Annotated in this window: 21 protein-coding genes and 1 pseudogene; 10 read left to right on the top strand and 12 right to left on the bottom strand. The window is 68.2% G+C overall.

The window, feature by feature from the left end:
• The first annotated feature begins 23 nt into the window (after window positions 1–23).
• The gene (locus R5O87_RS17880; RefSeq protein WP_410557242.1) at window positions 24–2,420 is read left to right on the top strand and encodes a DEAD/DEAH box helicase; all 2,397 of its coding nucleotides are present in this window, start codon (window positions 24–26) and stop codon (window positions 2,418–2,420) included.
• A gap of 16 nt (window positions 2,421–2,436) precedes the next feature.
• On the opposite strand, the gene R5O87_RS17875 is transcribed toward R5O87_RS17880, so the two are convergent.
• From R5O87_RS17875 to ssd, 7 genes and pseudogenes are all read right to left on the bottom strand, one after another.
• Window positions 2,437–2,832, bottom strand: a complete 396-nt coding sequence (locus tag R5O87_RS17875; RefSeq protein ID WP_462836328.1) for an Rv3654c family TadE-like protein — start codon at window positions 2,830–2,832, stop codon at window positions 2,437–2,439.
• Window positions 2,829–3,416, bottom strand: a complete 588-nt coding sequence (locus tag R5O87_RS17870) for a TadE family type IV pilus minor pilin (RefSeq protein WP_410557240.1) — start codon at window positions 3,414–3,416, stop codon at window positions 2,829–2,831. The genes R5O87_RS17875 and R5O87_RS17870 overlap by 4 nt, the downstream gene beginning before the upstream one ends.
• Window positions 3,413–3,700, bottom strand: a complete 288-nt coding sequence (locus R5O87_RS17865) for a DUF4244 domain-containing protein (protein WP_410557239.1) — start codon at window positions 3,698–3,700, stop codon at window positions 3,413–3,415. Before R5O87_RS17865 ends, R5O87_RS17870 begins: the two co-directional genes overlap by 4 nt.
• A 236-nt stretch (window positions 3,701–3,936) precedes the next feature.
• Complete coding sequence (locus tag R5O87_RS17860; RefSeq protein WP_410557238.1) at window positions 3,937–4,551, bottom strand: type II secretion system F family protein; 615 nt, start codon at window positions 4,549–4,551, stop codon at window positions 3,937–3,939.
• Window positions 4,552–4,594: 43 nt separating this feature from the next.
• Complete coding sequence (locus R5O87_RS17855; protein ID WP_410557237.1) at window positions 4,595–5,398, bottom strand: hypothetical protein; 804 nt, start codon at window positions 5,396–5,398, stop codon at window positions 4,595–4,597.
• A 434-nt stretch (window positions 5,399–5,832) separates the two neighbouring features.
• Window positions 5,833–7,104, bottom strand: a pseudogene (locus R5O87_RS17850) (TadA family conjugal transfer-associated ATPase); the annotation flags it as partial.
• A complete protein-coding gene (gene ssd / locus R5O87_RS17845; RefSeq protein ID WP_410557281.1) occupies window positions 7,101–8,141 on the bottom strand; it encodes a septum site-determining protein Ssd in 1,041 nt (346 codons plus the stop codon). The gene ssd and the pseudogene R5O87_RS17850, both read right to left, overlap by 4 nt.
• Window positions 8,142–8,422: 281 nt before the next feature.
• Here ssd and R5O87_RS17840 point away from each other — a divergent pair, with 281 nt between their 5' ends.
• Window positions 8,423–10,210: a bifunctional 3'-5' exonuclease/DNA polymerase gene (locus R5O87_RS17840; RefSeq protein WP_410557236.1), complete on the top strand. Its 1,788-nt coding sequence runs from the start codon at window positions 8,423–8,425 to the stop codon at window positions 10,208–10,210.
• A 301-nt stretch (window positions 10,211–10,511) separates the two neighbouring features.
• Window positions 10,512–10,646: a DUF1508 domain-containing protein gene (locus tag R5O87_RS17835; RefSeq protein WP_308410992.1), complete on the top strand. Its 135-nt coding sequence runs from the start codon at window positions 10,512–10,514 to the stop codon at window positions 10,644–10,646.
• A 15-nt stretch (window positions 10,647–10,661) separates the two neighbouring features.
• On the opposite strand, the gene R5O87_RS17830 is transcribed toward R5O87_RS17835, so the two are convergent.
• From R5O87_RS17830 to R5O87_RS17820, 3 genes are all read right to left on the bottom strand, one after another.
• Window positions 10,662–11,339 carry an NUDIX hydrolase gene (locus R5O87_RS17830; RefSeq protein WP_410557235.1) on the bottom strand — a complete coding sequence of 226 codons (678 nt, stop codon included), beginning with the start codon at window positions 11,337–11,339 and terminating at the stop codon, window positions 10,662–10,664.
• A complete protein-coding gene (nth, locus tag R5O87_RS17825; RefSeq protein WP_410557280.1) occupies window positions 11,336–12,160 on the bottom strand; it encodes an endonuclease III in 825 nt (274 codons plus the stop codon). The genes R5O87_RS17830 and nth overlap by 4 nt, the downstream gene beginning before the upstream one ends.
• 102 nt (window positions 12,161–12,262) lie before the next feature.
• Entirely contained in the window at window positions 12,263–13,837 is a 1,575-nt protein-coding gene (locus R5O87_RS17820; protein ID WP_410557234.1) for a hypothetical protein, read from the bottom strand.
• Window positions 13,838–14,240: 403 nt separating this feature from the next.
• On the opposite strand from R5O87_RS17820, the gene acs reads away from it, so the two are divergent.
• The 5 genes from acs to R5O87_RS17795 all read left to right on the top strand — a co-directional run bounded on the left by acs (window position 14,241) and on the right by R5O87_RS17795 (window position 20,454).
• The gene (gene acs, locus R5O87_RS17815) at window positions 14,241–16,238 is read left to right on the top strand and encodes an acetate--CoA ligase (protein WP_410557278.1); all 1,998 of its coding nucleotides are present in this window, start codon (window positions 14,241–14,243) and stop codon (window positions 16,236–16,238) included.
• A gap of 181 nt (window positions 16,239–16,419) precedes the next feature.
• Window positions 16,420–17,730, top strand: coding sequence for an ABC transporter substrate-binding protein (locus tag R5O87_RS17810; RefSeq protein ID WP_410557233.1), 1,311 nt, complete (start codon window positions 16,420–16,422; stop codon window positions 17,728–17,730).
• A gap of 17 nt (window positions 17,731–17,747) precedes the next feature.
• On the top strand, window positions 17,748–18,719 hold the full coding sequence (locus R5O87_RS17805) for a carbohydrate ABC transporter permease (protein WP_410557232.1): 972 nt from the start codon (window positions 17,748–17,750) through the stop codon (window positions 18,717–18,719).
• Window positions 18,716–19,627, top strand: coding sequence for a carbohydrate ABC transporter permease (locus tag R5O87_RS17800; protein ID WP_410557230.1), 912 nt, complete (start codon window positions 18,716–18,718; stop codon window positions 19,625–19,627). The genes R5O87_RS17805 and R5O87_RS17800 overlap by 4 nt, the downstream gene beginning before the upstream one ends.
• Before the next feature lie 44 nt (window positions 19,628–19,671).
• Window positions 19,672–20,454, top strand: a complete 783-nt coding sequence (locus R5O87_RS17795; protein WP_410557228.1) for a DeoR/GlpR family DNA-binding transcription regulator — start codon at window positions 19,672–19,674, stop codon at window positions 20,452–20,454.
• 16 nt (window positions 20,455–20,470) lie between these two features.
• Here R5O87_RS17795 and R5O87_RS17790 read toward each other — a convergent pair whose 3' ends face one another.
• Together R5O87_RS17790 and R5O87_RS17785 are read right to left on the bottom strand one after the other, a co-directional pair.
• On the bottom strand, window positions 20,471–21,490 hold the full coding sequence (locus R5O87_RS17790) for a LacI family DNA-binding transcriptional regulator (RefSeq protein ID WP_410557227.1): 1,020 nt from the start codon (window positions 21,488–21,490) through the stop codon (window positions 20,471–20,473).
• Window positions 21,491–21,516: 26 nt separating this feature from the next.
• Window positions 21,517–22,719 (bottom strand): Gfo/Idh/MocA family protein, encoded by a 1,203-nt coding sequence (locus R5O87_RS17785; RefSeq protein ID WP_410557226.1) that lies wholly within the window; start codon window positions 22,717–22,719, stop codon window positions 21,517–21,519.
• A gap of 216 nt (window positions 22,720–22,935) precedes the next feature.
• Between R5O87_RS17785 and R5O87_RS17780 the strand changes: the two genes are divergently transcribed.
• Both R5O87_RS17780 and R5O87_RS17775 read left to right on the top strand, forming a co-directional pair.
• On the top strand, window positions 22,936–23,883 hold the full coding sequence (locus R5O87_RS17780) for a carbohydrate ABC transporter permease (RefSeq protein WP_410557276.1): 948 nt from the start codon (window positions 22,936–22,938) through the stop codon (window positions 23,881–23,883).
• Window positions 23,884–23,895: 12 nt separating this feature from the next.
• Window positions 23,896–24,813: a carbohydrate ABC transporter permease gene (locus R5O87_RS17775; RefSeq protein WP_410557225.1), complete on the top strand. Its 918-nt coding sequence runs from the start codon at window positions 23,896–23,898 to the stop codon at window positions 24,811–24,813.
• Window positions 24,814–24,862 lie beyond the last annotated feature (49 nt).

The raw sequence follows: 24,862 nt of genomic DNA, 5'->3' as shown, positions 1-24,862 counted from the left end.
TGCCCGGATGAAAGAATGTTGGGGTGAACCCCCATGACTCGCTGATTCCGTTGCTGGGCCGTGGCCCGGACCCGGAGCAGCTCCGGCATGTGCGGACCATTCCGGCGCGCGCCGCTGTGCACGAACCGTGGCCGGACTGGGCGCACCCCGACCTGGTCGCGGCCTACGGCAAACTCGGCATCCACCAGCCGTACCGGCATCAGATCCGGGCAGCGGACATCGCCCATGGTGGCGATCACGTGGTGATCGCCACCGGGACTGCATCCGGGAAATCCCTGGCGTACCAGCTGCCGGCGCTGGACGCGATTCACCGGTCCGAGCTCCGTGTCCTGTCGGACCCCGGAAAAATCCACGACGACGGTGCCGTGACGCTCTACCTCTCCCCCACCAAGGCGCTGGCGGCAGACCAGCTCGCGGCGATCCGGTCCCTGAACCTCCCGACCGTCCGGGCCGAAACTTACGACGGCGACACCGACCAGGCCTCCCGCCGCTGGATCCGCGACCACGCGAACTTCATTCTGGCCAACCCGGACATGCTCCACTTCGGCATCCTGCCGAACCATGCCTGGTGGGCGGGGTTCTTCCGGCGCCTGCGCTACGTGATCGTGGACGAGGCGCACAGCTACCGCGGGGTTTTCGGCTCCCATGTGGCCAACCTGATGCGCCGGCTGCGGCGTATCTGTGCCTACTATGCGACCGATGGCAGCTCCGCGGGACCGGTGTTCATCGCGGCGTCCGCCACGGCTTCGGAGCCGGAGAAGTCCTTCGGCCGGCTCATTGGCGCCACGGTCCGCGGAGTCGCGGAGGACTCCTCGCCGCACGGGTCCACCACCGTGGCGTTCTGGGAACCTGCGCTCACCGAGGTCCGCGGCGAGAACGGCGCCAAGGAGCGCAGGACAGCCGTCGCCGAGACCTCCGACCTCCTCGCGAACCTTGTCTCATCACGGGTCCGGACCATCGCGTTCATCAAATCCAGGCGCGGCGCAGAAACCATCTCCTCCATCACCAAAAGGCTCCTGGACGAGGTTGACCCGAGCCTGCCGCAGCGGGTGGCGGCCTACCGCTCCGGATACCTCCCGGAGGAACGCCGTGCCTTGGAAAGGGCGCTGCGGACTGGCCAGCTGCTTGGCATTTCCAGCACGTCGGCCCTGGAACTGGGCATCGACATCTCCGGGCTCGACGCGGTACTGGTGGCTGGCTGGCCCGGCACGAGGGCGTCCCTCTTCCAGCAGATCGGCCGTGCGGGCCGGGCCGGCCAAGACGCCATCGCCGCTTTCGTGGCCAGCGACGATCCGTTGGACACCTATCTGGTCAACCATCCCGAAGCCATCTTCGACGTGTCCGTCGAGGCCACGGTCTTTGATCCGTCCAACCCCTACGTCCTGGGCCCGCACCTCTGTGCCGCGGCCGCCGAGCTCCCGCTCGGAGTGGCCGAGCTGCCGCTGTTCGGCGCCACTGCGGAGAAACTCCTCGGGCAGCTGGTGGCACAGGGGTACCTGCGGCGGCGCCCTGCCGGCTGGTTCTGGACGCACCCGCAGAGCGCGGCGGCCATGGTGAACCTGCGGGCCGACGGCGGCGGTCCGGTGAGCATTGTGGATGCGGACACCGGTTCGCTGCTGGGGACCATGGATTCGCCGCAGACGCACTACCAGGCCCACACCGGGGCCGTGTACGTCCATCAGGGTGACAGCTACGTGGTGGAGGACCTGAACGAGGACGATCACTGCGTGGTGGTACGCCGGGCGAATCCCGACTACTACACGACTGCCCGGGACGTCACGCAGATCGAGGTCCTCGAGACCCAGCGAACGGTGCAGTGGGGCGACGTGGCTGTGCACTTCGGCGACGTCAAGGTCACAACGCAAGTGATTTCCTTTCAGCGGAAGGCCCTCATTTCCAATGAAGTCCTGGGCGAGGAACCCCTCGATCTGGGAGCCCGGGACCTGTTCACGAAGGCCGTATGGTTTGTGATGGAGAACCGGTCACTCACGGGCGCCGGACTCATCGAAGCGCAGTTCCCCGGAGCCCTGCACGCGGCCGAGCACGCCGCCATCGGCCTGCTGCCGCTGGTTGCCTCGAGCGACCGCTGGGACATCGGCGGGGTTTCAACCGCAATCCATGCCGACACCGGCGTGCCGACGATTTTCGTGTACGACGGGCATCCTGGCGGCGCCGGTTTTGCCGAGCGGGGCTTCGAGAAGGCCAAGGTGTGGCTGAAGGCCACCAGGGACGCGATTGAGGCCTGCGAGTGTGAATCCGGTTGCCCCTCCTGCGTCCAGTCGCCGAAATGCGGCAACAAGAACAACCCGCTGGACAAGGACGCCGCAGTCACCCTGATCGATGTCCTGCTGAAGGACGCACGGGACGCGGCGGGCCCCGAAGATTCCAAGGCGGGCGCGCAGGCGTCCAACGCGGTCTAGGGTCTCCCAGCGAAGTCTAGGGCGGCGGTCCCGCCCTGGACCGGCCGGTGGCAACGCCCAGGAGTGGACCGGCAGACAGCTCCGTGGTGACTTCGACGGACTGGTCGCCTCCGGAGGTGCAGCTAACAAGCGTTGCTTTATGGCGGCCAGCTACCGCGGCAGCCACGACGCAGGGCTCACCCGGTGCAACACCGCGGAGCGCGTCCGCCGCGGCCAACGCGGCCAGGTCGGCCGCGGCTGCAGCCCTGGATGCCGCCGCCGACGCCTGTGCCAGCAGGAGGAGCACGGACATGACCATGACGACCACCATGCCCAGCCCCGCGGCCAGCACAGTGCCCGACCCGCGTTCGGATTCGACTTCGGACACGGAATTCCTGCGCTGACCGAGGGGCTGTTGGCGTCGCCGATTCACAGGGACCGCCCGACAGCAATGGTGTACGCACACCCCGCCGAGGCTGGCCGCCTTGGGAGGTTCGTTCCCGAGGTCGGTACCATTGCGGAGACCGGTGCCATCTCCGGAGGCGGTGCTGATGACGGCGTTTCGCTGCGTGCCTCGGCCCTGGCGCTCAGCGTCCACGGCACCATGCGTCCCAGGGGCCCCGCCGCCCGGTCCGACACTGTGACGCTCATCCATTCGCCGCGGGGCACCACTGCCGACGAGGCCGACGGGCCAGCCAGCTTCCGGACAATACCGTCGACGGCGCCGGGGTCTTCACCCCTGGCGAGTGCCCTGGCGCCGGCCCGGGCCGCGTCCTCCAGCCGCAACTGCGTGATTCCCGCCGCAGACCCCGCCAGCAGCATCGCAAGAAGCAGCAGGACCGCCGGAAGAGCGACCGCAAATTCAGCGGTGACTGCGCCACGGCTCTTGCCGTGCCCGCCCTCGGTGCCGCGGGCCTTCCCCTGGCCGCGGCTCCCAACCTCCTCCCCGGATGGGTCACTGTGCTGCCGGCAGGACGCAGGTCCGTCCGCCGCGAGGGTCTGCGGAGGGGGTTTCACGGCAGGGCCAGCGCCGTACGGATCAGGTTGAGCAGGAAGCCACGGACTTCGTCGCTTCGCAGGATGAACACCAGGAGCCCGGCGAAGCCGACCGCCGCCAGCGTGGCGATGGCATACTCTGCGGTCGCCATGCCCGCTTCCGAGCCCATGAGGCGCCTGCGTGGCCGTGGCTTCACCCGTGGTGCGTTGCTGGCGCCCGGGTAGATCTCCAGCACGTCGGCTTTATCGGAGTCCTGGTGCAAGGGGCGGGCGGCTTCACCCCGGGATTGGTAGTGGAGGGACATGAATTTTCCTTTCAGGCGTTGCCGGCGGATTGCCGGTGCAATCGACTCTCCCGTCCGCCGCCGGCACCGGTAAGGCCTGAACTTCGCTAAGTGGAAAAGCGACGGGTCCGGCCGCATGTGGAGGACGAGTGCGGGTGTGTCCGCAGCGGCGGCTGCGCGGCACGGCGCATGGCGGTGCGGAAGAGCTGGCACGGGGACAATGTTTTGGCGCCAGGAGAAGTGAGCTGCTTGGGGACTCAGCTGCCCGAAGGAACCAGCGCGAGCAGCACAGGCACGACTCCCAGGCAGATGAAGGCTGGCAGTGAGCAGAGCCCCAGCGGAACCACCAGCTTGACCCCGAGGGAGGCCGCGCGCTTCTCCGCGGCCCGGAAACGCTCCCGCCTCATTCTGGCGGCCTGGGCATAAAGGATGGCCGACGACGGCGCACCAGTTAGCGCTGCGAAGCCCAGGGCGTCCCGGAGGGCGAGTATTTCGGGCGAATGCACGTCTGAGCTCCGCCAGGCTGTCTCCCAGTCGGCACCAATGGCCAGGGCTCCCACGACGGGCCGCAGGGCGCGGCCGTACTCGGGCGAGGCCGCAGCAGCTACCAGTTCCAGGGCCCGTCCGATGCCAGCACCTGCGTGGAGCATGGCGGCTATCAGCTCCAGCATCATGGCGGTATCCCGCAACCCGGGTGACTGCTCCGCGTCACTCTGAGAGCCTCCGTCCCCGTCCGCAAGGCCGCTGCCCGCCGCCAGCCCACTCCGGCGGAGGAGCCCAGATCTCGCGTGAGCGGTTCCGGTTAAGGCGAGGCCTGCGGCGGCCGAGAGCGCGAGGAAGACGAGGGCAGCAGCCACAACCGATCCGCTCATTAGCCCGACCCCGTCATGCGTCGGCAACCCGGCCGGCCGGTCCTCATGGCGCAGCCGCTCCGGCCGCTGCCCGCACGAGCCTTGCGGACCAGATGCGGCCAACGACGGTCAGTCCGATGCCCGCGACCAGCGCAGCTACCCCCAACGGGGTGCCCAGCAACATCGCGAGCGGGTCCACACCGAGGCAGACACCCAGTCCGAGTCCCAGCAGGGGCAGCCAGGTCAGCAGGGCGACCGTTGCCTTCGGTCCGGCGAGCGCAGTCTGCCGGGCCGCTTCGGCATCATCTTCAACCTCCAACTGGGCTGCAAAGCGCGTCAGGACGTCAGCCAGCGGACAGCCGCTGGCCGCCGCTATCTCGAAGCAGGCCGCCAGCTCAGCCCAGATCCGCGGCTCACGGCCGCCGGCGCCTTGTCTCGACGACGAACATGCCGACCGTATCGCCTCGGCTACCGGCGCTCCCCGCAGGGCCGCTCCCCGGGCGGCTGACAGGACAGCCGCCGACCCGGGACTGAGCCGGGGCCGGCTGGGATCGTCGTCTGCGGAGCCCTGCTCGACGTAGAGCTGCCACAGTTCGTCCCACAGCCGCGAAGGAGACCGGCCACCCTTCAACAGGGCGGCCAGTTGCTGAACCACAACCGTCAGGGAGACGAAGGCTGCCCTGCGGCGACCCCGGGCGAGGCTAAATCTGCCGCCGCGCGGAACGGCAGGCCTGCCGTTCCGGGAAACACTGCCACCCGCTATACCGCCTATTCCGAAGGTGCCGCGTGCCCGCCGAAGGGGCCCATGCGCAGGGCTCAGGACCAGCCACGCGGCGAGCGCCAACGCACCAACAAAGACGGCTGTCATGCTGCCGCCCTGCGGGTTCCGCGTCGCTCACTCACGGTCCCCGGAGCCTCCTGTCCCGTCGGCCCTGCAACCGCGCCGGGGAGAGACTGCTCCGCCTCCCCAAGCCCTGACCCGGCCAGGCCCGAGTCGCGGACGGAACCGGAAACGCGGGATGGCCCGGCCAGGCCCGAGTCATGGACGGAACCGGAAGCCCGGGCCGGTGCGGCCAGGCCCGAGTCGCGGAGGGAGCCTGCATCGCTGGCTTGGTCGGCACCGGGACGGGAAGCCCGACGGAACGCGGGGTCTGACCCAGCCGGGCCCGGGTCCCGGACGGGCCCCGCATCGCCGGCAGGACCTGAACCGCGGCTGGAGTCGTGCGCATGGATGTGCTCGTGCGCGGGGATGAAGTCGCCTGCAGGGTCGGCACCGGGGATGGCTTTGTCCAGCCCCAGGCCAGGATCAAGGGCCAGCCGCTGGGCAAGGACCTCCCACGCCGGCCCGGGGACCGGCCTGCCGCCTGAAACGTCCAATGCCACAGCGACATCGAGGCCACTGTTCCGCTCGGTCAGGATGCCGATGCACGCAACATGGCGTCCGTGCCTCGACCGGGCCACGTGCACCACCACATCAAGGGCGCTGGCCACCTGCAGGCGGACGGCATCCTGTCCAAGCCCTGCCAGGGCTCCGAGGGCAGCAAGCCTGGCCGGGACCGCACCGGCGGCGTTGGCGTGGATGGTGCCGCCGCCTCCGGTGTGGCCGGTGTTCATGGCCGTAAGGAGTTCGCGCACTTCGGAGCCGCGGCACTCCCCCACAATCAGCCGGTCCGGCCGCATCCGCAGGGCCTGACGGACAAGTTCCCCGAGATCCACGGCGCCGCCTCCCTCGAGGTTCCCGTGCCGCGATTCCAGCGAGACCACGTGCGGGTGTACCGGGTTCAGCTCCGAGGCGTCCTCGATCAGGACCAGCCGCTCCCCCGGATGGCACAGCCCCAGCAGGGTAGACAGGAGGGTGGTCTTTCCGGAGCCGGTGGCTCCGCTGACCAGGAAACTCAGCCGCCGTTCCACCATGCGCTCCAGAACCCTTTGAACCAGCGGCCCGAACATGCCCCCGTCCCGGAGCTCGTCCATGGTGAAGACCTGTTCCCGCCGGATCCTGATACTGAGCAGCGTGCCCGCCGCCGAGATGGGCGGCAGGACCGCATGGACCCGGTAGCCGCCCTCGAGCCGGACATCGACGCACGGCGATCCGTCGTCCAGACGCCTGCCGCCCGATGCCACCAGCCTGGCGGCAAGGGCCCGGAGCTGGGCCTCCCCCGCGAAGGCCACGGATGTCCGTTCGATGCCGCGACCCCTGTCCAGCCAGACGGAGTCCGGGGCGTTCACGAAGATGTCCGTCACCGACGGATCCGTAACCAGGTGCTGCAGCGGCCCAAGGCCGTTGAGCTCGGCACTGATGCGTTCCGCCGCGGCGAGGGAACCGGCTGTGCCCAGCAGCCTGCCGGTGGCCTGCACTGCGGCTGCCACCCGCGACGGGGTGACCGGACCGGCATCCGCCATGACCGACTCGCGGACTGTCTCAAGAAGCCCCGCGTCCAGGACCCTGGCCGCGCGCCGCCGGCCGGGAGTCTCCGCGAGCGCGGCACGGGAAGCCGGTGCGCCGGGGAACGCTGCTGCGGCGCGGCCGCCGGTATCGGCACCCGCCCCGGGCACTCCCAGATGGGCACTCACCGGAGATCCCCCACCTGCAGATCGCCGGCGAGGAGCCCAAGCACGGAGGATGCGAAGCGCCGCACAGACTTCCGCCTGCCCTGGTCCAGCAGACGGCCCAGCTCGGTGGCCGAGGCTGTGCCCCGCACTTCCGGCATCACGCCGTGCAGGGGGAGTCCCACGGATTCGGCGACGAGGGCGGCATCCAGCGCCGCGCCGGCCTTGCCCCTGATGACAAGGGCGGATTCGACGGGCGGAAGCTCCTGCAGCAGCCGGGCAGCGGCAACTGCAGCCTTCAGTTGGGCGGGGACGACAACCAGGAGGCGGTCACAGTCCCACGCGAACGTGCGCAGCGGCTCGGCGCTGCGGCCGATATCGACGATCACCACTTCGTATCCACGTCTGGCGGCGTCGAGGACGCCTCCCACGGTGACCGGGTCCACGGGGGCTGGCCGTTCCCTGCTCCCTGGCCAGGACAGGAACGAGAACCCGCCGGCGACGGGCAAGGCGTCTGCCAGCTGCTGCGGGTCGATGCTGCCACTGGCGTCGGCGAGGTCCGGCCAGCGAAGGCCCGCGGATTCCTCCGCCGCCAAGGCCAGTTCCAGACCGCCGCCCCAGGGATCGGCGTCCACGAGCAGGACCCGTGCACCGAGTTCAGCTGCCGCCTGTGCGAGCCACGCCGCAGCGGTGGTGGCACCTGCCCCTCCGCACCCGCCGGTAACCCCGAGCACCAGGCCTCCGGCTTCCGGTGAACGTGACCGGCTGAGGTACTCGGCAAGCCACGCGGCGGCGTCGGGGAGAACCGCGACGCGTTGGGCACCCAAGGCGGCGCCCAGATGCCATAGGGTGTCCCCTTCCCCGCTCAGTCCCACCAGCACGGCTGGCGCGCGGCGCCGGGGCGGCAGTTCCCGGACATCGCTGCCGACCAGGACGTCGGCTGCGGAATCCCAGAATGGCGCGGCCTCCGCCACGTCGTCGACAACCCGGAGCCGTCCGCCTGCCGCCGCGACAATCCGTTCGACCTCGCCCCGCAGATATTCGAAGCCAGTGACGAGCAGGACGTCGCCCCCGTCAGCGGGAAGCCAGGTTCCCGGTTCGGAACCGGTAAACGGGCCGGCCGGAGCCGGCCTGCGCTGCGCACCAGGCACCTCAGCATCCGGCACAACACTGTCGGGGTCTGCGGGGGGTCGCCGGTTCCGGGCGTGGTGCCTGCTCATGCAGCAACTGTGCCCAAGAGACCGGCTGCGCGTCAGAGGCGAATGAGCGTATGTGGAAAACCATTGGCTCACAGCACCGGGCGCGGCGCCGAACAGCACGGCGGCAGGGCAGAATTGGATACATGTATCTGTTGCTCGCCGCCCACCCCGACGGCGCAGCCATACAGCAACTCACGGCGGCAGGGCACCCCCACCCCGAGAATCCAGAACCCCGGATCGTCAGCCTTTCCCCGCACGGGGCAGAGCGACCCGGCGCCGATGCAACTGCACCCAACGGCGGAGCCGGACTGGGCGCCGTCGTCCGCGAACTCGAGAAGCGGCGCCCGCGCTGGATTTGGCACCGTACCCAGGACTGGTACCCGTCGCTGCTGACGGCGGGCGTCGACGTGGAACGCTGCTATGACCTCTCCTTATGCGGCGCCATCCTCGCCCATTCCGAGTTCACGGCGCACACCCCGTATGCCAGGAACGCCGAGAAGCTCACGCAGGACGACGACCTGCAGCCGCCGCGCCTGCTCCAGCCGCCCCCTCCGCCGGCGGACCAGGGCGCGCTCTTCGATGACCCGGGCACGGCCACCGAACCGCGGCAGACCCTGGCCCAGCTGCGGGCCGAATACGCAGCCCAGCAGGAGGCCCTGTCATCGGCCGGAGCACCCGGAGCGGCCGCAGCACCAGCCGCAGGTGGCAGCAACAGGAGGCAGCGGCTCCAGCTCCTCCTCGCCGCCGAATCGGCCAGCGCCCTGGTGGCGGCCGAGATGCAGCATGCCGGCGTGCCCTGGCGCGAGGAACTGCACGAAAACCTCCTGGCCGAGCACCTGGGCCCGCGTCCGCCGCTGGGCCACCGCCCCGCCAAGCTCGAAGCCCTCAACACCGAGCTCCGGGGCCTGCTGAACGCACCCGCCCTGAATCCGGACTCGCCCCAAGAGCTGATGCGCGCCCTGCACCGCAACGGCATCGAGGTGAAGTCCACGCGGCAATGGGAGCTGAAGGAGTCCAGCCACCCGGCCATTGAACCACTGCTGGCCTACAAGAAACTGTCGCGGCTGCACACCGCCAACGGCTGGGCGTGGCTGGACGCGTGGGTGCGGAACGGGAGATTCCGGCCCGAATACGTTGTGGGCGGAGTCGTCTCGGGCCGCTGGGCGTCACGGGGCGGCGGGGCGCTGCAGATCCCCCGCCAGGTCCGCGGCGCCGTGCATGCAGACCCGGGCCACAAGCTCATCGTCGCCGACGCGTCCCAGCTGGAACCCCGTGTCCTCGCCGCCCTGGCGCAGGATTCGACCATGGCCGAGGCCGCCCGGGACCAGGATCTCTACGCTGGGATCGCGGCCAAGGGGTTCGGCGGCGACCGGAGCAAGGCAAAAATGGCCCTGCTCGGCGCCATGTACGGGGCCACCTCCGGCGAAGCGGGCCGCCTGATGCCGCAGCTGGCGCGGACGTACCCCCGCGCCGTGGGTTTCGTCGAGCGGGCCGCCCGCGACGGCGAGGCCGGAAGGACCGTCACCTCGCGCCTCGGACGCAGCGGCCCGCCGCCGTCGGAACGCTGGTTCCTCAGCCAGCGGTCCACGTCCGCGGAGGAGCAGCGCCGTGCGGACGCCATCGCCCGGTCCCGCGGGCGTTTCACGCGGAACTTCGTCGTCCAGGGTTCGGCGGCGGACTGGGCTGCCTGCTGGTTGGCGGAATTACGACGGCGGCTGCGCACCATGCGTGCCGACGGTTCAGCCACCGGGGAACTCGTGTTCTTCCTGCATGACGAGGTCATGGTCCACGCCCCCGATTCCGCTGTTGACGCCTGCATCCGCGCCATCGAGGAGGCCGCGAACGCCGCCAAGGAGCTCCTCTTCGGGTCCATTCCGGTCGAGTTTCCGGTGAGCGTCGCCGTCGTCGATTCCTACGACAACGCCAAGTAGCGCCCGGCCCGGCCCGCGGACCGAAACGGGGCGCTTGACCGCCGGCCTGCCCGGGGTGCGGCAGGACAATAGCCGCTGCCGAGTGGAAACAAAAGTCACACGGAATACAGGGTTGTACCGAGTAATGTACCGGCCAGTAGTTGGCTTTGTGTGGCGTGGGCCACTAAGGTCATTCGTGGCCGGGCAGTGGCAATAAGTTGGCCCGGCACGTGCGACGAAGCATCAGCAGGGGGTTTCCACGCCAATGGCGGGCAAGTTCGAAGTTCACCAGGATAGCGATCAGTCTTACAAATTCCGCCTCATGGACGGGGACGGAAACATCGTGGCAGAGTCGCCGCGGTTCAAGAGCGTTTCGGGAGTAGTGGCCGGCATCAACGCATTGCGTGAAAACGCCGCCACCGGCCTGGTGGTGGATCTGCGGAAGTCGCAGCACTAAAGCCGGCAGTACAGCCTAGAGGTCCAGCGGGTGAAGCCTGGTCCGGTCCCACGGAACGGCCCAGGCCAGCTGGTCGAACAGCTCGTTCAGGATCATGCCGGTAAATCCCCAGACCACGAGGCTGTTGACGGTGAACGCCGGGCTCTGGAACGTCTGGTCCAGGCGGGTCACAGCCGCCATGGTGCGGTTCTCGGGATCCAGCAGGTCCCGCACCGGTACCCGGAAAACCTGGGCCGACTCGCCGTAGTCCACCACCCGGACCGGCGACGGCGACGCCCACCAGGCAAGGACCGGAGTCACCAGGAAGTTTCCGCGCGGCAGGGCCAGCTCCGGCAGCGCACCCAGCACTTCGACGCCGGACGGGTCCAGGCCGGTCTCCTCCTCCGCTTCCCGGAGGGCAGCCTCCACCGGCGTCTCACCTACGTGGATTCCGCCGCCGGGAAAGGCCACCTGGCCGGGGTGGTCATCGAGGGTGTGGGCGCGTTCCAGGAGCAGGACGTCCAGATCGGCGGCAACGAACGGTTGGTCCGAGGATGCGGGCACATCGTCCAGAGCACCAAAAAGGATCAGGACGGCCGCCTTGCGCGCGACGGATTCGTCAACAGTGAGCTTGCGCCAGTACGGATTCCGGGCAGGACCGGTTCCCGCCCGGATTGAGTCGACGAGGTCCACCAGGTCCTGGCGTGCTGTCATTGCGGCCTCCGCTGCGATTCCATCCGGATCTCGGCGGCGCGGTGCGTCTCAGCCAGCAGCTTCGACAGGAGCTCCTCGTTTCCGGGCGCCAGTTCATACTTCAGCAGCTTCGCGGCCTTGGCGGGGTTCGTCTCGCCCGAACCGAAGCTGGGGCACCAGTTGGCCACGGCGCAGGCGCCGCAGGCGGGCTTGCGGGAATGGCACACCCGCCGGCCGTGGAACACCACGCGGTGGGACAGCATGGTCCAGTCCCGGGGCTCAAACAGCTCGGCCACGTCGGATTCGATCCGGACGGGGTCGTCCGACTCCGTCCAGCCGAAGCGCCGCGCCAGGCGGCCAAAGTGGGTGTCCACCGTGATGCCGGGAATGCCGAAGGCATTGCCCAGCACCACGTTCGCGGTTTTCCGTCCGACGCCGGGAAGTGTCACCAGGTCTTCCAGCCGCCCGGGCACCACGCCGTCGAACTCGTCCACTACCCGGTTCGCCAGCGCGAGGAGGTTCCGCGTCTTGGCGCGGAAAAACCCCGTCGGCTTGATGATGGCTTCAAGCTCCTCGGTGTCCGCTTCCGCCATGGCGCGGGCGTCCGGAAAACGCGAGAAAAGCAGTGGCGTGATCAGGTTGACCGTCACGTCCGTGGTCTGCGCGGAGAGCACCGTGGCCACGAGGAGCTCGAAGGGGTTCCGGAAGTCGAGCTCGGCGTGCGCGTATGGGTACTGTTCGGCGAGGGCCCTGTTGATCCGGCGCGCCCGGCGTTTCAGGGCGAGGGGCGACTCGCCGGAGCGGGCCGGCGGACTGGCCGCCAGCCCGCTTTCCGCGGGGATTTCGGCGGGGACGGGGTCCCCGGAAACCGCAGCCGGCGCGGGGCCCACCGGGGTGCCCGGCGTACCGCGCCGGCGCGAAGCTGAATCGGCCACGGCGGCCGGCTAGCCGCGCTCGATGTTGCTGAGGTCGCGCAGGACGCCCACGCGGCCGTCCGTGTGCTGGACCAGGAACTCGTCCCCGCGGTCCTCAAGCGCCAGGACCCAGCCACCGGGTTCTATTCCGAACAGCGGTGCGCCGGTGCGCTCGTCGACGGCGGTGCGGTGCTGTGCCACGGCGAACCAGAAGGCCTCGTGGACCTGCTCCTGCTCGGACTCCTCCGGCCGGCTCGCGGGGTCGACAGTGGCGCCGATTGGTTCCTGCGACCGCGCCTGCTCCGGCAGCTCCACCCGCGGGTGAACGGCGGTGGCAGGCGTGGCCGAGGCCGCCCGGGCCGCCTCTGCTTCCCGCGAAGCTTCTGCTTCCCGCGCGACAGCGTCGGGCTTGGCCTCGGTTGCAGGAGCTTTGCCTGCCGCTCCTGCACTGGCGGCTCCTGCCCCGGCCGCTCCTGCGGCCGCCGCTGCTGCGCCGGCCGCCGGGGCGACCGTGGCTGCGTCCGGCTGGGTCTGCTCGGCCTCCGGTATGGCCTGCTTTACGTCGGCGCCGGCGTCGGCCTTGGCAGACGGCACTGCCGCAGTTGCACCGGCGCCACCCGCCTGCGCGGGCGTTTCTGTGCCCGTGGGCACCGCGGCGGCCTGTCCCGTTTCCGGGGACGCCGCGGCAATGCTGGCCGCGTTGGCGGCGGGCCATGTTCCGGTCGCCGGCGCTGCGCCGGCTGCTCCGGCAATGGGAGCTGTAGCACCGGGAATTACGGCGCCGGCGGTTCCGGCCTGGGCCGCACCCTGCCCCGGCCGGCCGACCGCCGTCGCACCGTGGGACACAGGGCCGTGAGACACAGGGCCGCGGGATTCAGGACCCGTGCCCGCGGCAGCAGCGCTGCCGGAGAAAACGCCGGCCGAGGCGGCTCCGGCGGAGGCGCCCGCGGAAGAAGTACCCGGCTTGGCGGCGGCAGGCTTCGGTTCCTTGGGTGCTTTGGGCTTGCGGACCGGGACAGCCGAGTCACGCGCCATGATGTGGGCCGGCACCTCGGTGCGGTCCAGGAAGTCGCCCGCGAAGAACGGGATGTAACGGCCCAGCACTGTGGCGGCCAGCAGCACGAGGGAACCGATCAGCGCCACGAGCAGACTGGGCGTGTAGGCGCCGGCGACGGACAGGAAGAAGAAGCCGACGGCGAAAGAGGCAACCACTGAACCGAACTGGTCCACGGAGAGGGAGCCGATGCGGACCCTCGTGTCCGGGGCGAGCCGGCGGGCGGCGAACAGCGCGGCAACGATCAGCGGCAGCACCACGCCAAGCCCCAGGAAGAAGAGGCTTCCCAGGTTCCACAGGTTGTAGCGCACGGCGAACATCGGGATCAACGATGCAATGAAGAGAACCAGGGTGGCTGCGAAGACGGTCAGGTCACGGACGGTGAAGGGTCCAGCAACGGCCTCATTCCGCACACCCTGCTGCTTCATGAAGTTCGGCGCAGCATTGTGCGCTTCCGGCCGCCCGGACGGTCCCGCCCCCTGCGGTGCCTGGCCGGTGCCCTGCTGGGCCGTGCCCTGCTGGCCCGGCTGGCCGTGGCTTTCCTGATTCATTCTGTTCTCCTTAGCGTGGCGGCGCCCGGACTGGCGTCCGTTGCGTGATTCCGCCCTACGGCCGGAGCCTGACCACAAGCGGTCTGGCTGCCTCCGGCCACTGTCACGAGTCCATCTCAGCCTAGCCAAGTGGAGGGTGCTTCACTAGCTGACTGGCCGCGGTGCGGCGCGGTCACAGAAGCCGCACAGCTCTTCCAAAGAACCGTTCACCGCTAAATGGGCACCGTTCACGGCCCGCCATGTGACGCGGCCCACGCGCCGATGCCGGAGGCGCTAGTCTGGTTTCGGAACAGCTCTTTGCGGTTTGTCCGCGACGGGCCGTTGCCCGCCGCCATGCGACGGCCGGGCAATGGCCGGGACCGGCGCACCGCGCAGCAAAGATCGATGAATGATGAGGTTCACCATGTCCCAGGACACCCCCGGCTCGACGGCCACCGCTGCCACACCCAGCCAGCAGGGCGATGCTCTTGAAAACCTGCTGCATGAGAACCGCAAGTTTGCCCCGTCCGCGGATTTCGCCGCCAACGCCGTGGTGGGCGCCGAGGTCTATGAGGAGGCGGCAGCTGACCGGCCGGCTTTTTGGGCGAAGCAGGCCCGTGAGCTGCTGACGTGGAGCAAGGACTTCACCGAAGCCCTTGACTGGTCCAATCCGCCGTTCGCGAAGTGGTTTGTCGGCGGGGAGGTCAACGCCGCCTACAACGCGCTGGACCGGCATGTGGAGAACGGCCTGGGCGACCGGGTGGCCATCTACTTCGAGGGCGAGCCGGGCGATTCCCGCTCCTACACCTACGCCGAGCTCACCGAGGAGGTGAAGAAGGCCGCGAACGCGTTCGAGTCCCTCGGCGTGGCCAAGGGCGACCGCGTCGCCGTGTACCTGCCGATGATCCCCGAGGCCGTCATCACCCTGCTGGCCTGCGCCCGGATCGGCGCGGTGCACTCGGTGGTGTTCGGCGGGTTCTCCGCCGACGCGCTCAGGTCCCGGATCGAGGATGCCGAGGCCAAGCTCGTGGTCACCGCGGACGGCACCTACCGGCGCGGCAAGCCCAGCCCGCTGAAGACCGCCGTCGACGCCGCCCTCGAGCAGTCCGGCCACACCGTGCAGAACGTCGTGGTGGTCAAGCGCAACGGCCAGGACGTGGACTGGCACGAAGGCCGGGACCACTGGTGGGCGGACACCGTCGGAGCAGCCTCGGCCGGGCACACCGCCGTCGGGCATGACTCCGAACACCCGCTCTTCATCCTCTACACCTCCGGCACCACCGGAAAGCCCAAGGGCATCCTGCACACCACCGGCGGCTACCTCGCCCAGACCGCCTACACCCACAAGGCCGTCTTCGACCTGCACCCCGAAACGGACGTGTACTGGTGCACGGCCGACGTCGGATGGGTCACCGGACACTCCTACGTCGCCTACGCCCCGCTCATCAACGGCGCCACCCAGGTCATGTACGAAGGCACCCCGGACTCCCCGCACCAGGGCCGCTGGTGGGAGATCGTGGAAAAATACAAGGTCTCCATCCTCTACACCGCCCCCACCGCGATCCGGACCTTCATGAAGTGGGGCCGGGACATCCCGGACAAGTACGACCTCTCCTCCATCCGGGTCCTGGGCTCCGTGGGCGAACCCATCAACCCCGAGGCCTGGATGTGGTACCGCGACGTCATCGGCGGCAACAAGGCACCCATCGTGGACACCTGGTGGCAGACCGAAACCGGCGCCCAGATGATCGCCCCGCTCCCCGGCGTGACCGAGACCAAACCCGGCTCCGCGCAGGTGCCGCTGCCCGGCATCGCCGTGGACGTCGTGGACGAAAACGGCGCCTCCGTCCCGGACGGGCACGGCGGGTTCCTGGTGATCCGCGAACCCTGGCCGGCCATGCTCCGCGGCATCTGGGGCGACCCGGAACGGTTCAAGGACACCTACTGGTCCCGGTTCGAAACCATGTACTTCGCCGGCGACGGCGCCAAGAAGGACGAGGACGGCGACATCTGGCTCCTGGGCCGGGTGGATGACGTCATGAACGTCTCCGGGCACCGGCTCTCCACCACCGAAATCGAGTCCGCCCTGGTCTCCCACCCGGCGGTGGCGGAGGCCGCCGTCGTCGGCGCCACCGATGAAACCACCGGCCAGGCCGTCGTCGCGTTCGTCATCCTCCGCGGCGACGCCGTGGACTCCGGCGACCAGATCGTCCAGGACCTCCGCAACCACGTCGGCAAGGAGATCGGCCCGATCGCCAAACCCAAGACCATCCTCGTGGTCCCCGAGCTGCCCAAGACCCGCTCCGGCAAAATCATGCGCCGCCTCCTCAAGGACGTCGCCGAAGGCCGCGACGTCGGAGACGCCACCACCCTCGCCGACAACACCGTCATGCAACAGATCGCCGCCTCACTGAAGAAGTAAACGCCTAACCCGAGGCAGGGCCCGTCCGGAACCCCGGACGGGCCCTGCCTTTTCGCTCTCACGGAGGTCCCGCCGTCGGAAGCGCCGCGTGTTGTTTTGCGATCTTTCCTGTTCCCTTTTGCGAGGTTATAGTCAGTGATATGTGACACATGTCACAAGACTCCACTCCCCGGGAGAGATCATGGCACCACATCCGGAAGCGTCCACCAGCGCCGGGCCAGCCCGGCGGACATTCCTCAAAACAATGGGCATCAGTGCCGCGGGCCTGGCCGGCCTGCCGCTGTTGGCGGCGTGCACCGGCGGCAGCGGACCATCCGCCGGCGGCTCGGAATCCTCCGGGCTGACCTTCGGCTCCGGCTCCTCCGACGAGGTTCCCAAGAAGGCGTACCAAGCAGTCACCGACGCGTTCACCCAGAAGACGGGCAAGACGGTCCGCACCAACGTGGTGCCGCACAACGACTTCCAGAACAAAATCAACTCCTACCTGCAGGGCTCGCCGGACGACGCCTTCACCTGGTTCGCCGGCTACCGGATGCAGTTCTATGCGGGCAAAGGGCTCCTGGCACCGGTCGATGACGTCTGGGCCAAGATCGGCGGCAACTTCTCCGACGCCCTGAAGAAGGCGTCCACCGGTCCGGACGGGAAGATGTACTTCGTCCCCAACTACAACTATCCGTGGGGCTTCTTCTACCGGAAGAGCGTGTGGGCCGACAAGGGATACGAGGTGCCTGAAACCTTCGATGCCCTCAAGACCCTGGCAGCCAAGATGAAGGCCGACGGCATCATTCCGATCGGCTTCGCGGACAAGGACGGCTGGCCCGCCATGGGCACGTTCGACTACATCAACATGCGCCTCAACGGCTACCAGTTCCACGTGGACCTGTGCGCCCACAAGGAGTCCTGGGACCAGAAGAAGGTGACAGACGTCTTCGACACCTGGTCCGCCCTGCTCCCCTTCCAGGATCCGGCGGCGCTCGGCCAGACGTGGCAGGACGCGGCGCGGGCGCTGGCTGCGAAGAAGACAGGCATGTACCTGCTCGGCTCGTTCGTCACGCAGCAGTTCACCGATCCCGCGGTGCTGAAGGACATCGATTTCTTCGCCTTCCCGGAGATCGCGGCCGAGGGGCGCGACGCGGTGGAGGCACCCATCGACGGGCTGCTGTTGTCCACCAAGGGCGGTGGGAACGCGGCCGCTCACCAGTTCATGGAATTCATCGGCACCCCCGAGGGGCAGGACATCTACGCCTCGGTGGACGCCTCCAACATCGCCACCGCCAAGGGCGCGGACACCTCCAAGTTCACCCCGCTGAACAAGAAATGCGCGGACACCATCGCGCAGGCGAAGTCCATCAGCCAGTTCTTCGACCGCGATGCCCTGCCCGCCATGGCCAACAACGTCATGATCCCGGCCCTGCAGACCTTCCTCAAGGACGGCAAGATGGACGTCAAGAACCTTGAGGCGCAGGCCAAGTCGCTGTACGCGGCCCAGTAGCGGCCGGGGACCCTCCCATGAGCGCAACAGCACGAGACCTCGTCCCGCCGGAGTCCCGGGAACCCTCCGGTGCCCCGGCGAAGCGGGTCCGCAGCGGAAAGGTCCGCCGGCTCTCGACCCGGGACAAGGCCGTCCTTGCCTTGATGGTGGGCATTCCCACCCTCATCCAGCTGGTGTTCGTGTGGCTGCCCACGGTCATGTCCATCGGGCTGAGCTTCACGCGCTGGAACGGCCTGGCCCTGACCGACATCCGGCCGGCGGGGGCGGACAACTACCAGTACATCTCACAGGATTATCCGCCGTTCTGGCCGGCCATCCAGCACAACCTGCTGTGGCTGGCCTTCCTGGCCCTGGTGGCCACCCCGCTGGGCCTGCTCCTGGCCGTGCTCCTCGACCAGCAAATCCGTGGCAGCAGGATCTACCAAAGCATCTTCTTCACGCCCGTCATGCTGTCGCTGGCACTGATCGGCATCATCTGGCAGCTGTTCTACCAGCGTGACAACGGCCTGCTGAACTTCCTGCTCGGCACCTCCGGGACGCCGCAGGCCGTCGACTGGTTCGGGGACTCCTCGGTGAATATCTGGGCAGCCATGATCGCCGCCACCTGGCGGCACGCCGGCTACGTCATGCTGCTGTACCTGGCGGGGCTCAAGGGCGTGGACCCCAGCCTGAAGGAGGCCGCAGCAATCGACGGGGCCAACGCGGGACAGACCTTCTTCCGCGTGGTGTTCCCGGCCATGCGGCCCATCAACATCGTCATCGTCGTCATCACCATCATCGAGTCCCTGCGGGCGTTCGACGTCGTCTACGTCATCAACCGCGGCACCAACGGCCTGGAGCTCCTCAGCGCCCTGGTGATCCAGAACCTCGTGGGCGAGGGCCAGGTGATCGGTGTCGGATCCGCCCTTGCGGTGGTCCTGCTGGTCATCTCCCTCGTGCCCATCGTGTTCTACCTCAGCCGCACCTTCGGACGGGAGAACAGGGCATGAGCGCCGCCGTCTCCACCGGCACGGCCGTGACCGGGCAAACCGGACGCTCCGGCAGCAAGCCGAAGCGGCACTACGGCACGCATATCTTCCTGACGGCCATGGCGGTCATGTGGCTGATCCCCCTGCTCTGGGCCGTCTTTACCGCGCTGCGGCCGATCGCCTCGACCAACGAGCACGGCTACTTCAGCGTGGCCGGCGACTTCAACTTCGACAACTTCATCCAGGCCTGGACGCAGGGCGGCTTCGCCAAGTACCTCTGGAACTCGGTGATCATTTGCGTTCCGGCGGTCCTGCTGGTGCTCTTCTTCGCCTCCATGATGGCGTTCGCCGTCAGCCGGGTGAGCTGGAAGTTCAACGTCGCCCTGCTCATCATGTTCACGGCGGGGAACCTGCTGCCGCCCCAGGTGCTGGCCGCTCCGCTGTTCGAGATGGCCAAGCACTTCCAGGTGCCCTACTCCTTCAGCGATTCGGGCAACATGCTGAACACGTACATCATCGTCATCGCGGTGAACATGGCGTTCCAGATGGGGTTCTGCACCTTCGTGCTGTCCAACTACATGAAGGCGCTCTCCGCCGACCTGACCGAGGCCGCGCTCGTGGACGGCGCCGGCATCTGGCGGCAGTACCGGGAAATCATCACGCCGCTGTGCCGGCCGGCCTTCGCGGCCCTGGCAACGCTGGAAGTCATCTTCATCTACAACGACTTCTTCTGGCCCCTGCTGTTCATCCAGAGCGGCGACCGGCTGCCCGTCACCACGGCAATCAACAACCTCCAGGGCGAGTTCCTGAACAACTACAACCTGCTCGCGGCCGGCGCGGTCATCACGGTCATTCCCACCCTCATTGTCTATCTGCTCCTGCAGCGGCAGTTTGTTGCGGGCCTGACTCTGGGTTCCAGCAAGGGCTAGGCGATGATGGGCAGTACGAGGTTTCATCCAGCGAAAGGATCCCGATGCTTCCCGCGGCCCGCCACCAGTCCATAGTGGACGCCGTCCGGCGCGAGCGGGTGGTCCGCGTGTCGGACCTCGCCCAGCAGCTGGGTGTGTCCCTGATGACGGTCCGCCGCGACATCGAGATGCTGGAGGAAAGCGGCCAGGTGGAGCGGATTCACGGCGGCGCCAAGCTGCCCGGGGATGCCAGCACGCATGAGCCCGGGTTCGAGCTGAAGTCCACCCAGCTGACGGCGCAGAAACGCGCCATCGCGCTGGAGGCAGCCGCCCTGGTCCACGAGGGCATGGCGGTGGCCCTCAGCGCGGGCACCACCACGTGGGCGCTGGCCAAGGAGCTCGCCAACGGCCCCCGGATCACGGCGGTGACCAATTCGGTGAAGATCGCCGACCTCTTCCACCATGCCTCAGCCCCGGGCTCCGGACGCCACGCGTCAACGGTGATTCTCATCGGCGGCGAGCGCACGCCGTCGGACGCCCTGGTGGGACCGATCGCGACGGCGGCGCTCAGCCAGCTGCACCTGGACCTGCTGTTCCTCGGCGTGCACGGCATGGATGCGGACGCCGGCTACACGACGCCGAACCTGCTGGAGGCCGAGACCAACCGCGCGTTCATCGCCGCCTCCCGGAAGGTGGTGGTCCTGGCGGACCACACCAAGTGGGGCACCCAGGGCATCAGCACCATCGCCAAACTCGAGGAAGCCGACGAGGTGATCTGCGATTCCGGCCTGTCCCCCGACGCCCAGCGGATCCTCCGCGACCGGGTGGGCCGGCTTCGGCTGGTGTAGCGGCCGGCCCGTGCAGTTACGGGCAGCCGCAGGACTGCCTGACCAGGAGCTTCGTCGGGAAGACGCGGTGCTGCGCAGGCTCGCCGCGGTCCGCGCCGACGAGCGCCCGGACGGCGGCCTCCGCCATATCCCGCACCGGCTGCTCCACGGTGGTCAGCGTCGGCCAGGAGTACTCGGCGTCCTCTGACCCGTCGAAGGAGACCAGCGCAATGTCCTCCGGGACGGACAGGCCGGCCTCGTGGAATGCGCGGAGGATGCCGATGGCCTGCATGTCGGAGCTGGCGAAGATGGCAGTGGGCCGGTGACCCGACGCCAGGAACCGCTTCCCCGCGGCGTAGCCGCCAACCCGGGTGAAGGCGCTGCGGGCAATGGGGCCTTCCGGCAGCCCGGCGTCGCGCAGCGCCTGCACCCAGCCCTCTTCGCGGGCGTCCGCTTCGTTGCCGGTGGTGGTGCCCATGGCCAGGCCGATGTTGGTGTGGCCGTGGCCGATCAAATGCTCGACGGCGGTGCGCGCCCCCTTGGCCAGGTCCACGCCCACCGTGGTGATCCCGGCCGGGCTCCCGCTGTGGCTCAGGAGCACGGACGGGATCTCTGCGGACTCAAGGTCCGCCAGGTCCGGTTCGAACAGGACGCTGGCCAGCACCACCCCGTCCACCTGCCGGGCAGCCAGGTTCCGGATGTTCCGGCGCTCCTTGGCCAGGTCGCCGTCCGAGTTGGTCAGCACCAGGGCATACCCGAGTGCCCCCGCCGCGTCCTCCACGGCGTGGGCCAGCATCGAGAAGAACGGGTTGCTGTTGTCCGGTATGACCAAACCGATCGTTTCGCTGGACCCCAGTTTCAGGGCCCGCGCCGCCGCGTTGGGGCGGTAGCCCAGCTGCCGGATGGCCTCCTGGACCTTCGCTTGGGTGGCTGGCGCCACCTTCTTCGGCCCCCCATTCACCACGTAGCTGACGACGGCGGTGCTCACCCCGGCGTACCGGGCAACGTCCTTGCGGGTCACCTGGGTCCGCGGGGCGGGCACTGCCGGAATGGTCATAGTGTCCATGCTAGCTACAGCACGTCCTAGAGCGCGGCCGGGGCATCGCCGAAGTCGCGGATGGGGAGGCGTTCACCGTTCCGCCGGGCCGATTCATGGGCCACGATGCCGGGCAGGGTGTAGCGTGCGGCCGTCCAGGCATTGACCGGGGGCAGCGAGCCCGTGTTCACCGCCGTGACAAAGTCGTCCACGAGGAACTGGTGGCTGCCTTCGTGGCCGTTGGGGGCGCCGCGGAACTCCTGCGGCAGCCTCTCGCTGTCATGCACCGGCGCCAGCCCGGACACGAAGGCGTCCCGGAGTTCCGGCGCCACATTGGCGAGCGACGGATCGTCCAGGGGCACGCTGGGCCGGGACTCCATCTGCTCCGAGATGTCGTGGACATTGGCCTTGTCCTGCCACACCGTCACCTTGGCCAGCTGCTCAAAGCTGGCCTCGGTGCCGAAGAAGCGGAAGCGGGACTCACGGATGTGCGAGGGGTAGCCCACCCGGCGCATCTCGTTGGTCCGCATGGCACCGCCGTCGTTCAGTTCAAAGAGGGCCGTGGCGTTGGAGAAGTCGTTCCCGAACATGCTGATGTCCTTGTCGAACACCCCGTCCTGGCGGTCGTCCTTCACGCCGACGCAGCTGACGCTGACGGCGTGCGCCGGCAGGGCACCGAGGACCCCGCCGATCGCGTGGGTCGGGTACAGCATGGGCGGGTAGCTGGCGGTTTCCTTCCAGCGCTCCCCGCCGCTGTACTGGTAGGCGTCGTAGAAGCCCAGGTCCATGTCGTGGACGTAGTCGCCTTCCGCGTAGAACACCCGCCCGAACCGGCCGGCCGCGTGCTGCTCGCGCGCATAGACGGTGGCCGGGTTGTAGTAGCTGGTTTCACCCATCATGTAGACGTTGCGGGTCTCGCGGACGGCGTCGATGATCTTCGCGATCTCGTCCTCGGTGACGGCCATGGGCACGGCCGAGTAGACGTGCTTTCCGGCCCGGAGTGCCCGCTCCACCAGCGGTCCGTGGGTCCACCGCTGCGTGAAGATGGCCACGGCGTCGACGTCGGACGCCAGCAGCTCGTCGAAGGTGCCGATGGAGCCGGCAAGGTCATACTGTGCGACCGCCTCGGCCGCCCGGTCCGCCCGCTCGTCCACGACGAAGACCTCGCTGACCCCGGGGTGGAGGTTGAAGAGGTGGGCGAACTGGCCACCGAACTGCCCCACGCCGACTACTCCGATTGAAAACGCCATTGTTCCTGCCTTTCAGGATCCGGGCGGCACCGCTTTTCCGGCACGCGCACATGTTTGCGCCACAGTCTTGCATCAGAATCTACTCGAGTCAACGCCTGCAACGTTGGAGAAAGTTAGTCCAGTAATGGCAAGGAAACAGTCCTTGCGCAGTCATATCTACTCGTGTAGATTCGTTGGCGATTGTTAGTTCCATCACACACCCAGGAAGGGTCGATGATGACCACCCTTACCAAGAACCCCCCAGCCAGGAGCGCTCAACGGCCGGCACGGCCCGGCAGGCTCCGCCGCGGCGTCAGCCGCCTGGGCGACCTGAAGATCGCCCTGCTGTTTATCGCCCCGGCAATGATCGGCTTTGTGGCCTTCTACCTGGTGCCCACGCTGCGCGGCATCTACCTGAGCTTCACCGAATACAGCATTCTGGGCGAGCCGGAGTGGATCGGCATCAAGAACTACACGTCGATCTTCGCGGACGAGCTGTTCTGGAACGCCATGGGCGTGACCGTCCAGTACGTCGGCCTGAACATCGGCTTCCAGACCGTGATCGCCCTGGGCCTGGCGCTCCTGATGCACCGGGTGGCGAAGTCAACCTTCATCCGCGGGGCGCTGCTGCTCCCGTTCCTCGTCGCCAATGTGATTGTGGCGCTGCTGTGGTTCTGGATGCTCGACTACCAGCTCGGCATCGTCAACGAGGTCATCAGCTCGCTGGGACTGCCCCGCATTGCCTTCTTCGGCAGCGAGCAGTGGGCCATCCCCACCATCGCCGCCGTCAACGTCTGGCGCCACATGGGCTACACGGCCCTGCTGATCTTCGCCGGCCTGCAGTCCATCCCGAACCACGTCTACGAGGTGGCCTCCCTGGACGGCGCCTCCCCCACCAGGACCTTCTGGTCCATCACCACGCCGCTGCTCCGCCCCGTGCTGGCACTGGTCCTGGTGGTCACCGTTATCGGCTCCTTCCAGGTGTTCGACACCGTCGCGGTCACCACCAACGGCGGCCCGGTCAACGCCTCCCGCGTCATCCAGATGTACATCTACCAAAAAGCCTTCGGTGAGTCGGATTTCGGGTACGCGTCGGCCCTCTCCGTCATTCTCTTCCTGATCCTCGCCCTGGTGGCCTTCGTCCAGATGAAGTTCCTCAAGGGCAACGAATCGGACCTGGACTAAGGAACCCCCGCCATGACCACGCAGATTCTCAACCGCACCGCCCGGAATACCCGCAAGGCCATCAACTGGCGCCGCGCCGGAGCCTGGGCACTCGTCATCCTCGCCCTCCTGGTCACCGTCCTGCCGTTCCTGTGGATGCTGCGGACCGCACTGTCCAGCAACCACTCGCTGGCGTCCAACGCCTCGAATCTCCTTCCCGCGGACTTCAGCTGGGGCGCGTTCAAGCGGGTCTTCGGAATGCAGTCCGCCGAGGAGGCCATCGCCGACGGCGGCTCCGGAGCCAACATCAACTTCTGGCTGTACCTGCGCAACTCCGTCGTCTTCTCCACGGTGACCACCGCGGGCCAGGTGTTCTTCAGCGCGATGGCCGCCTACGCCTTCGCCCGGCTCCGCTGGGCCGGCCGGGACAAGGTGTTCGCACTGTTCCTCGCCACCATGATGGTTCCGCCCATCTTCACGGCGCTGCCCAACTTCCTGCTCATCAAGAACCTCGGCCTGCTCAACTCCTTCGCCGGCCTGGCCCTGCCGTTCCTGTTCATGACCCCCTTCGCCATCTTCTTCCTGCGGCAGTTCTTCCTGAACATGTCACGTGAGGTGGAGGAGGCCGCCATGCTCGACGGCGCCAAGCACCTGCGCATCTTCTTCCAGATCGTGCTGCCCAACGCCGCCGCACCGCTGGCCACCCTTGCCCTGCTGACCTTCATCGGCCAGTGGAACGAATACTTCTGGCCACTGCTGGTGGGCCAGGACGAGAACGTCCGCGTTCTCACCGTGGGCCTGAGCGTGTTCAAGTCCCAGTCACCGCAGGGCGCCCCCGACTGGTCCGGCCTCATGGCCGCAACCATCGTCGCCGCACTGCCTGTACTCCTCCTCTTCTTCGCCTTCGGCAAGAAGGTGGTCAACTCCATCGGCTTCTCAGGCATCAAGTAACCCCCTCCCATTTCATCCCCGGTACACAGCGTGAACCCCCACGAAAGGT

The organism is Arthrobacter globiformis, from assembly GCF_046536215.2.
GTDB classification, from domain to species: Bacteria; Actinomycetota; Actinomycetes; order Actinomycetales; family Micrococcaceae; genus Arthrobacter; species Arthrobacter globiformis_E.
Note: the sequence above shows the minus strand (reverse complement) of the source record. Positions and strands in the feature narration are given on the sequence as shown.

Bases quoted from the DNA above. Each gene is read 5' to 3' on its own strand.
- R5O87_RS17790 (WP_410557227.1), bottom strand. From the start codon at position 21,490: ATGACCATTCCGGCAGTGCCCGCCCCGCGGACCCAGGTGACCCGCAAG.
- R5O87_RS17820 (WP_410557234.1), bottom strand. From the start codon at position 13,837: ATGAATCAGGAAAGCCACGGCCAGCCGGGCCAGCAGGGCACGGCCCAG.
- R5O87_RS17830 (WP_410557235.1), bottom strand. From the start codon at position 11,339: ATGACAGCACGCCAGGACCTGGTGGACCTCGTCGACTCAATCCGGGCG.
- R5O87_RS17805 (WP_410557232.1), top strand. From the start codon at position 17,748: ATGAGCGCAACAGCACGAGACCTCGTCCCGCCGGAGTCCCGGGAACCC.
- R5O87_RS17855 (WP_410557237.1), bottom strand. From the start codon at position 5,398: ATGACAGCCGTCTTTGTTGGTGCGTTGGCGCTCGCCGCGTGGCTGGTC.
- R5O87_RS17785 (WP_410557226.1), bottom strand. From the start codon at position 22,719: ATGGCGTTTTCAATCGGAGTAGTCGGCGTGGGGCAGTTCGGTGGCCAG.
- R5O87_RS17780 (WP_410557276.1), top strand. From the start codon at position 22,936: ATGACCACCCTTACCAAGAACCCCCCAGCCAGGAGCGCTCAACGGCCG.
- R5O87_RS17835 (WP_308410992.1), top strand. From the start codon at position 10,512: ATGGACGGGGACGGAAACATCGTGGCAGAGTCGCCGCGGTTCAAGAGC.
- R5O87_RS17860 (WP_410557238.1), bottom strand. From the start codon at position 4,551: ATGAGCGGATCGGTTGTGGCTGCTGCCCTCGTCTTCCTCGCGCTCTCG.
- R5O87_RS17800 (WP_410557230.1), top strand. From the start codon at position 18,716: ATGAGCGCCGCCGTCTCCACCGGCACGGCCGTGACCGGGCAAACCGGA.
- R5O87_RS17865 (WP_410557239.1), bottom strand. From the start codon at position 3,700: ATGTCCCTCCACTACCAATCCCGGGGTGAAGCCGCCCGCCCCTTGCAC.
- R5O87_RS17775 (WP_410557225.1), top strand. From the start codon at position 23,896: ATGACCACGCAGATTCTCAACCGCACCGCCCGGAATACCCGCAAGGCC.
- R5O87_RS17840 (WP_410557236.1), top strand. From the start codon at position 8,423: ATGTATCTGTTGCTCGCCGCCCACCCCGACGGCGCAGCCATACAGCAA.
- acs (WP_410557278.1), top strand. From the start codon at position 14,241: ATGTCCCAGGACACCCCCGGCTCGACGGCCACCGCTGCCACACCCAGC.
- R5O87_RS17810 (WP_410557233.1), top strand. From the start codon at position 16,420: ATGGCACCACATCCGGAAGCGTCCACCAGCGCCGGGCCAGCCCGGCGG.
- R5O87_RS17795 (WP_410557228.1), top strand. From the start codon at position 19,672: ATGCTTCCCGCGGCCCGCCACCAGTCCATAGTGGACGCCGTCCGGCGC.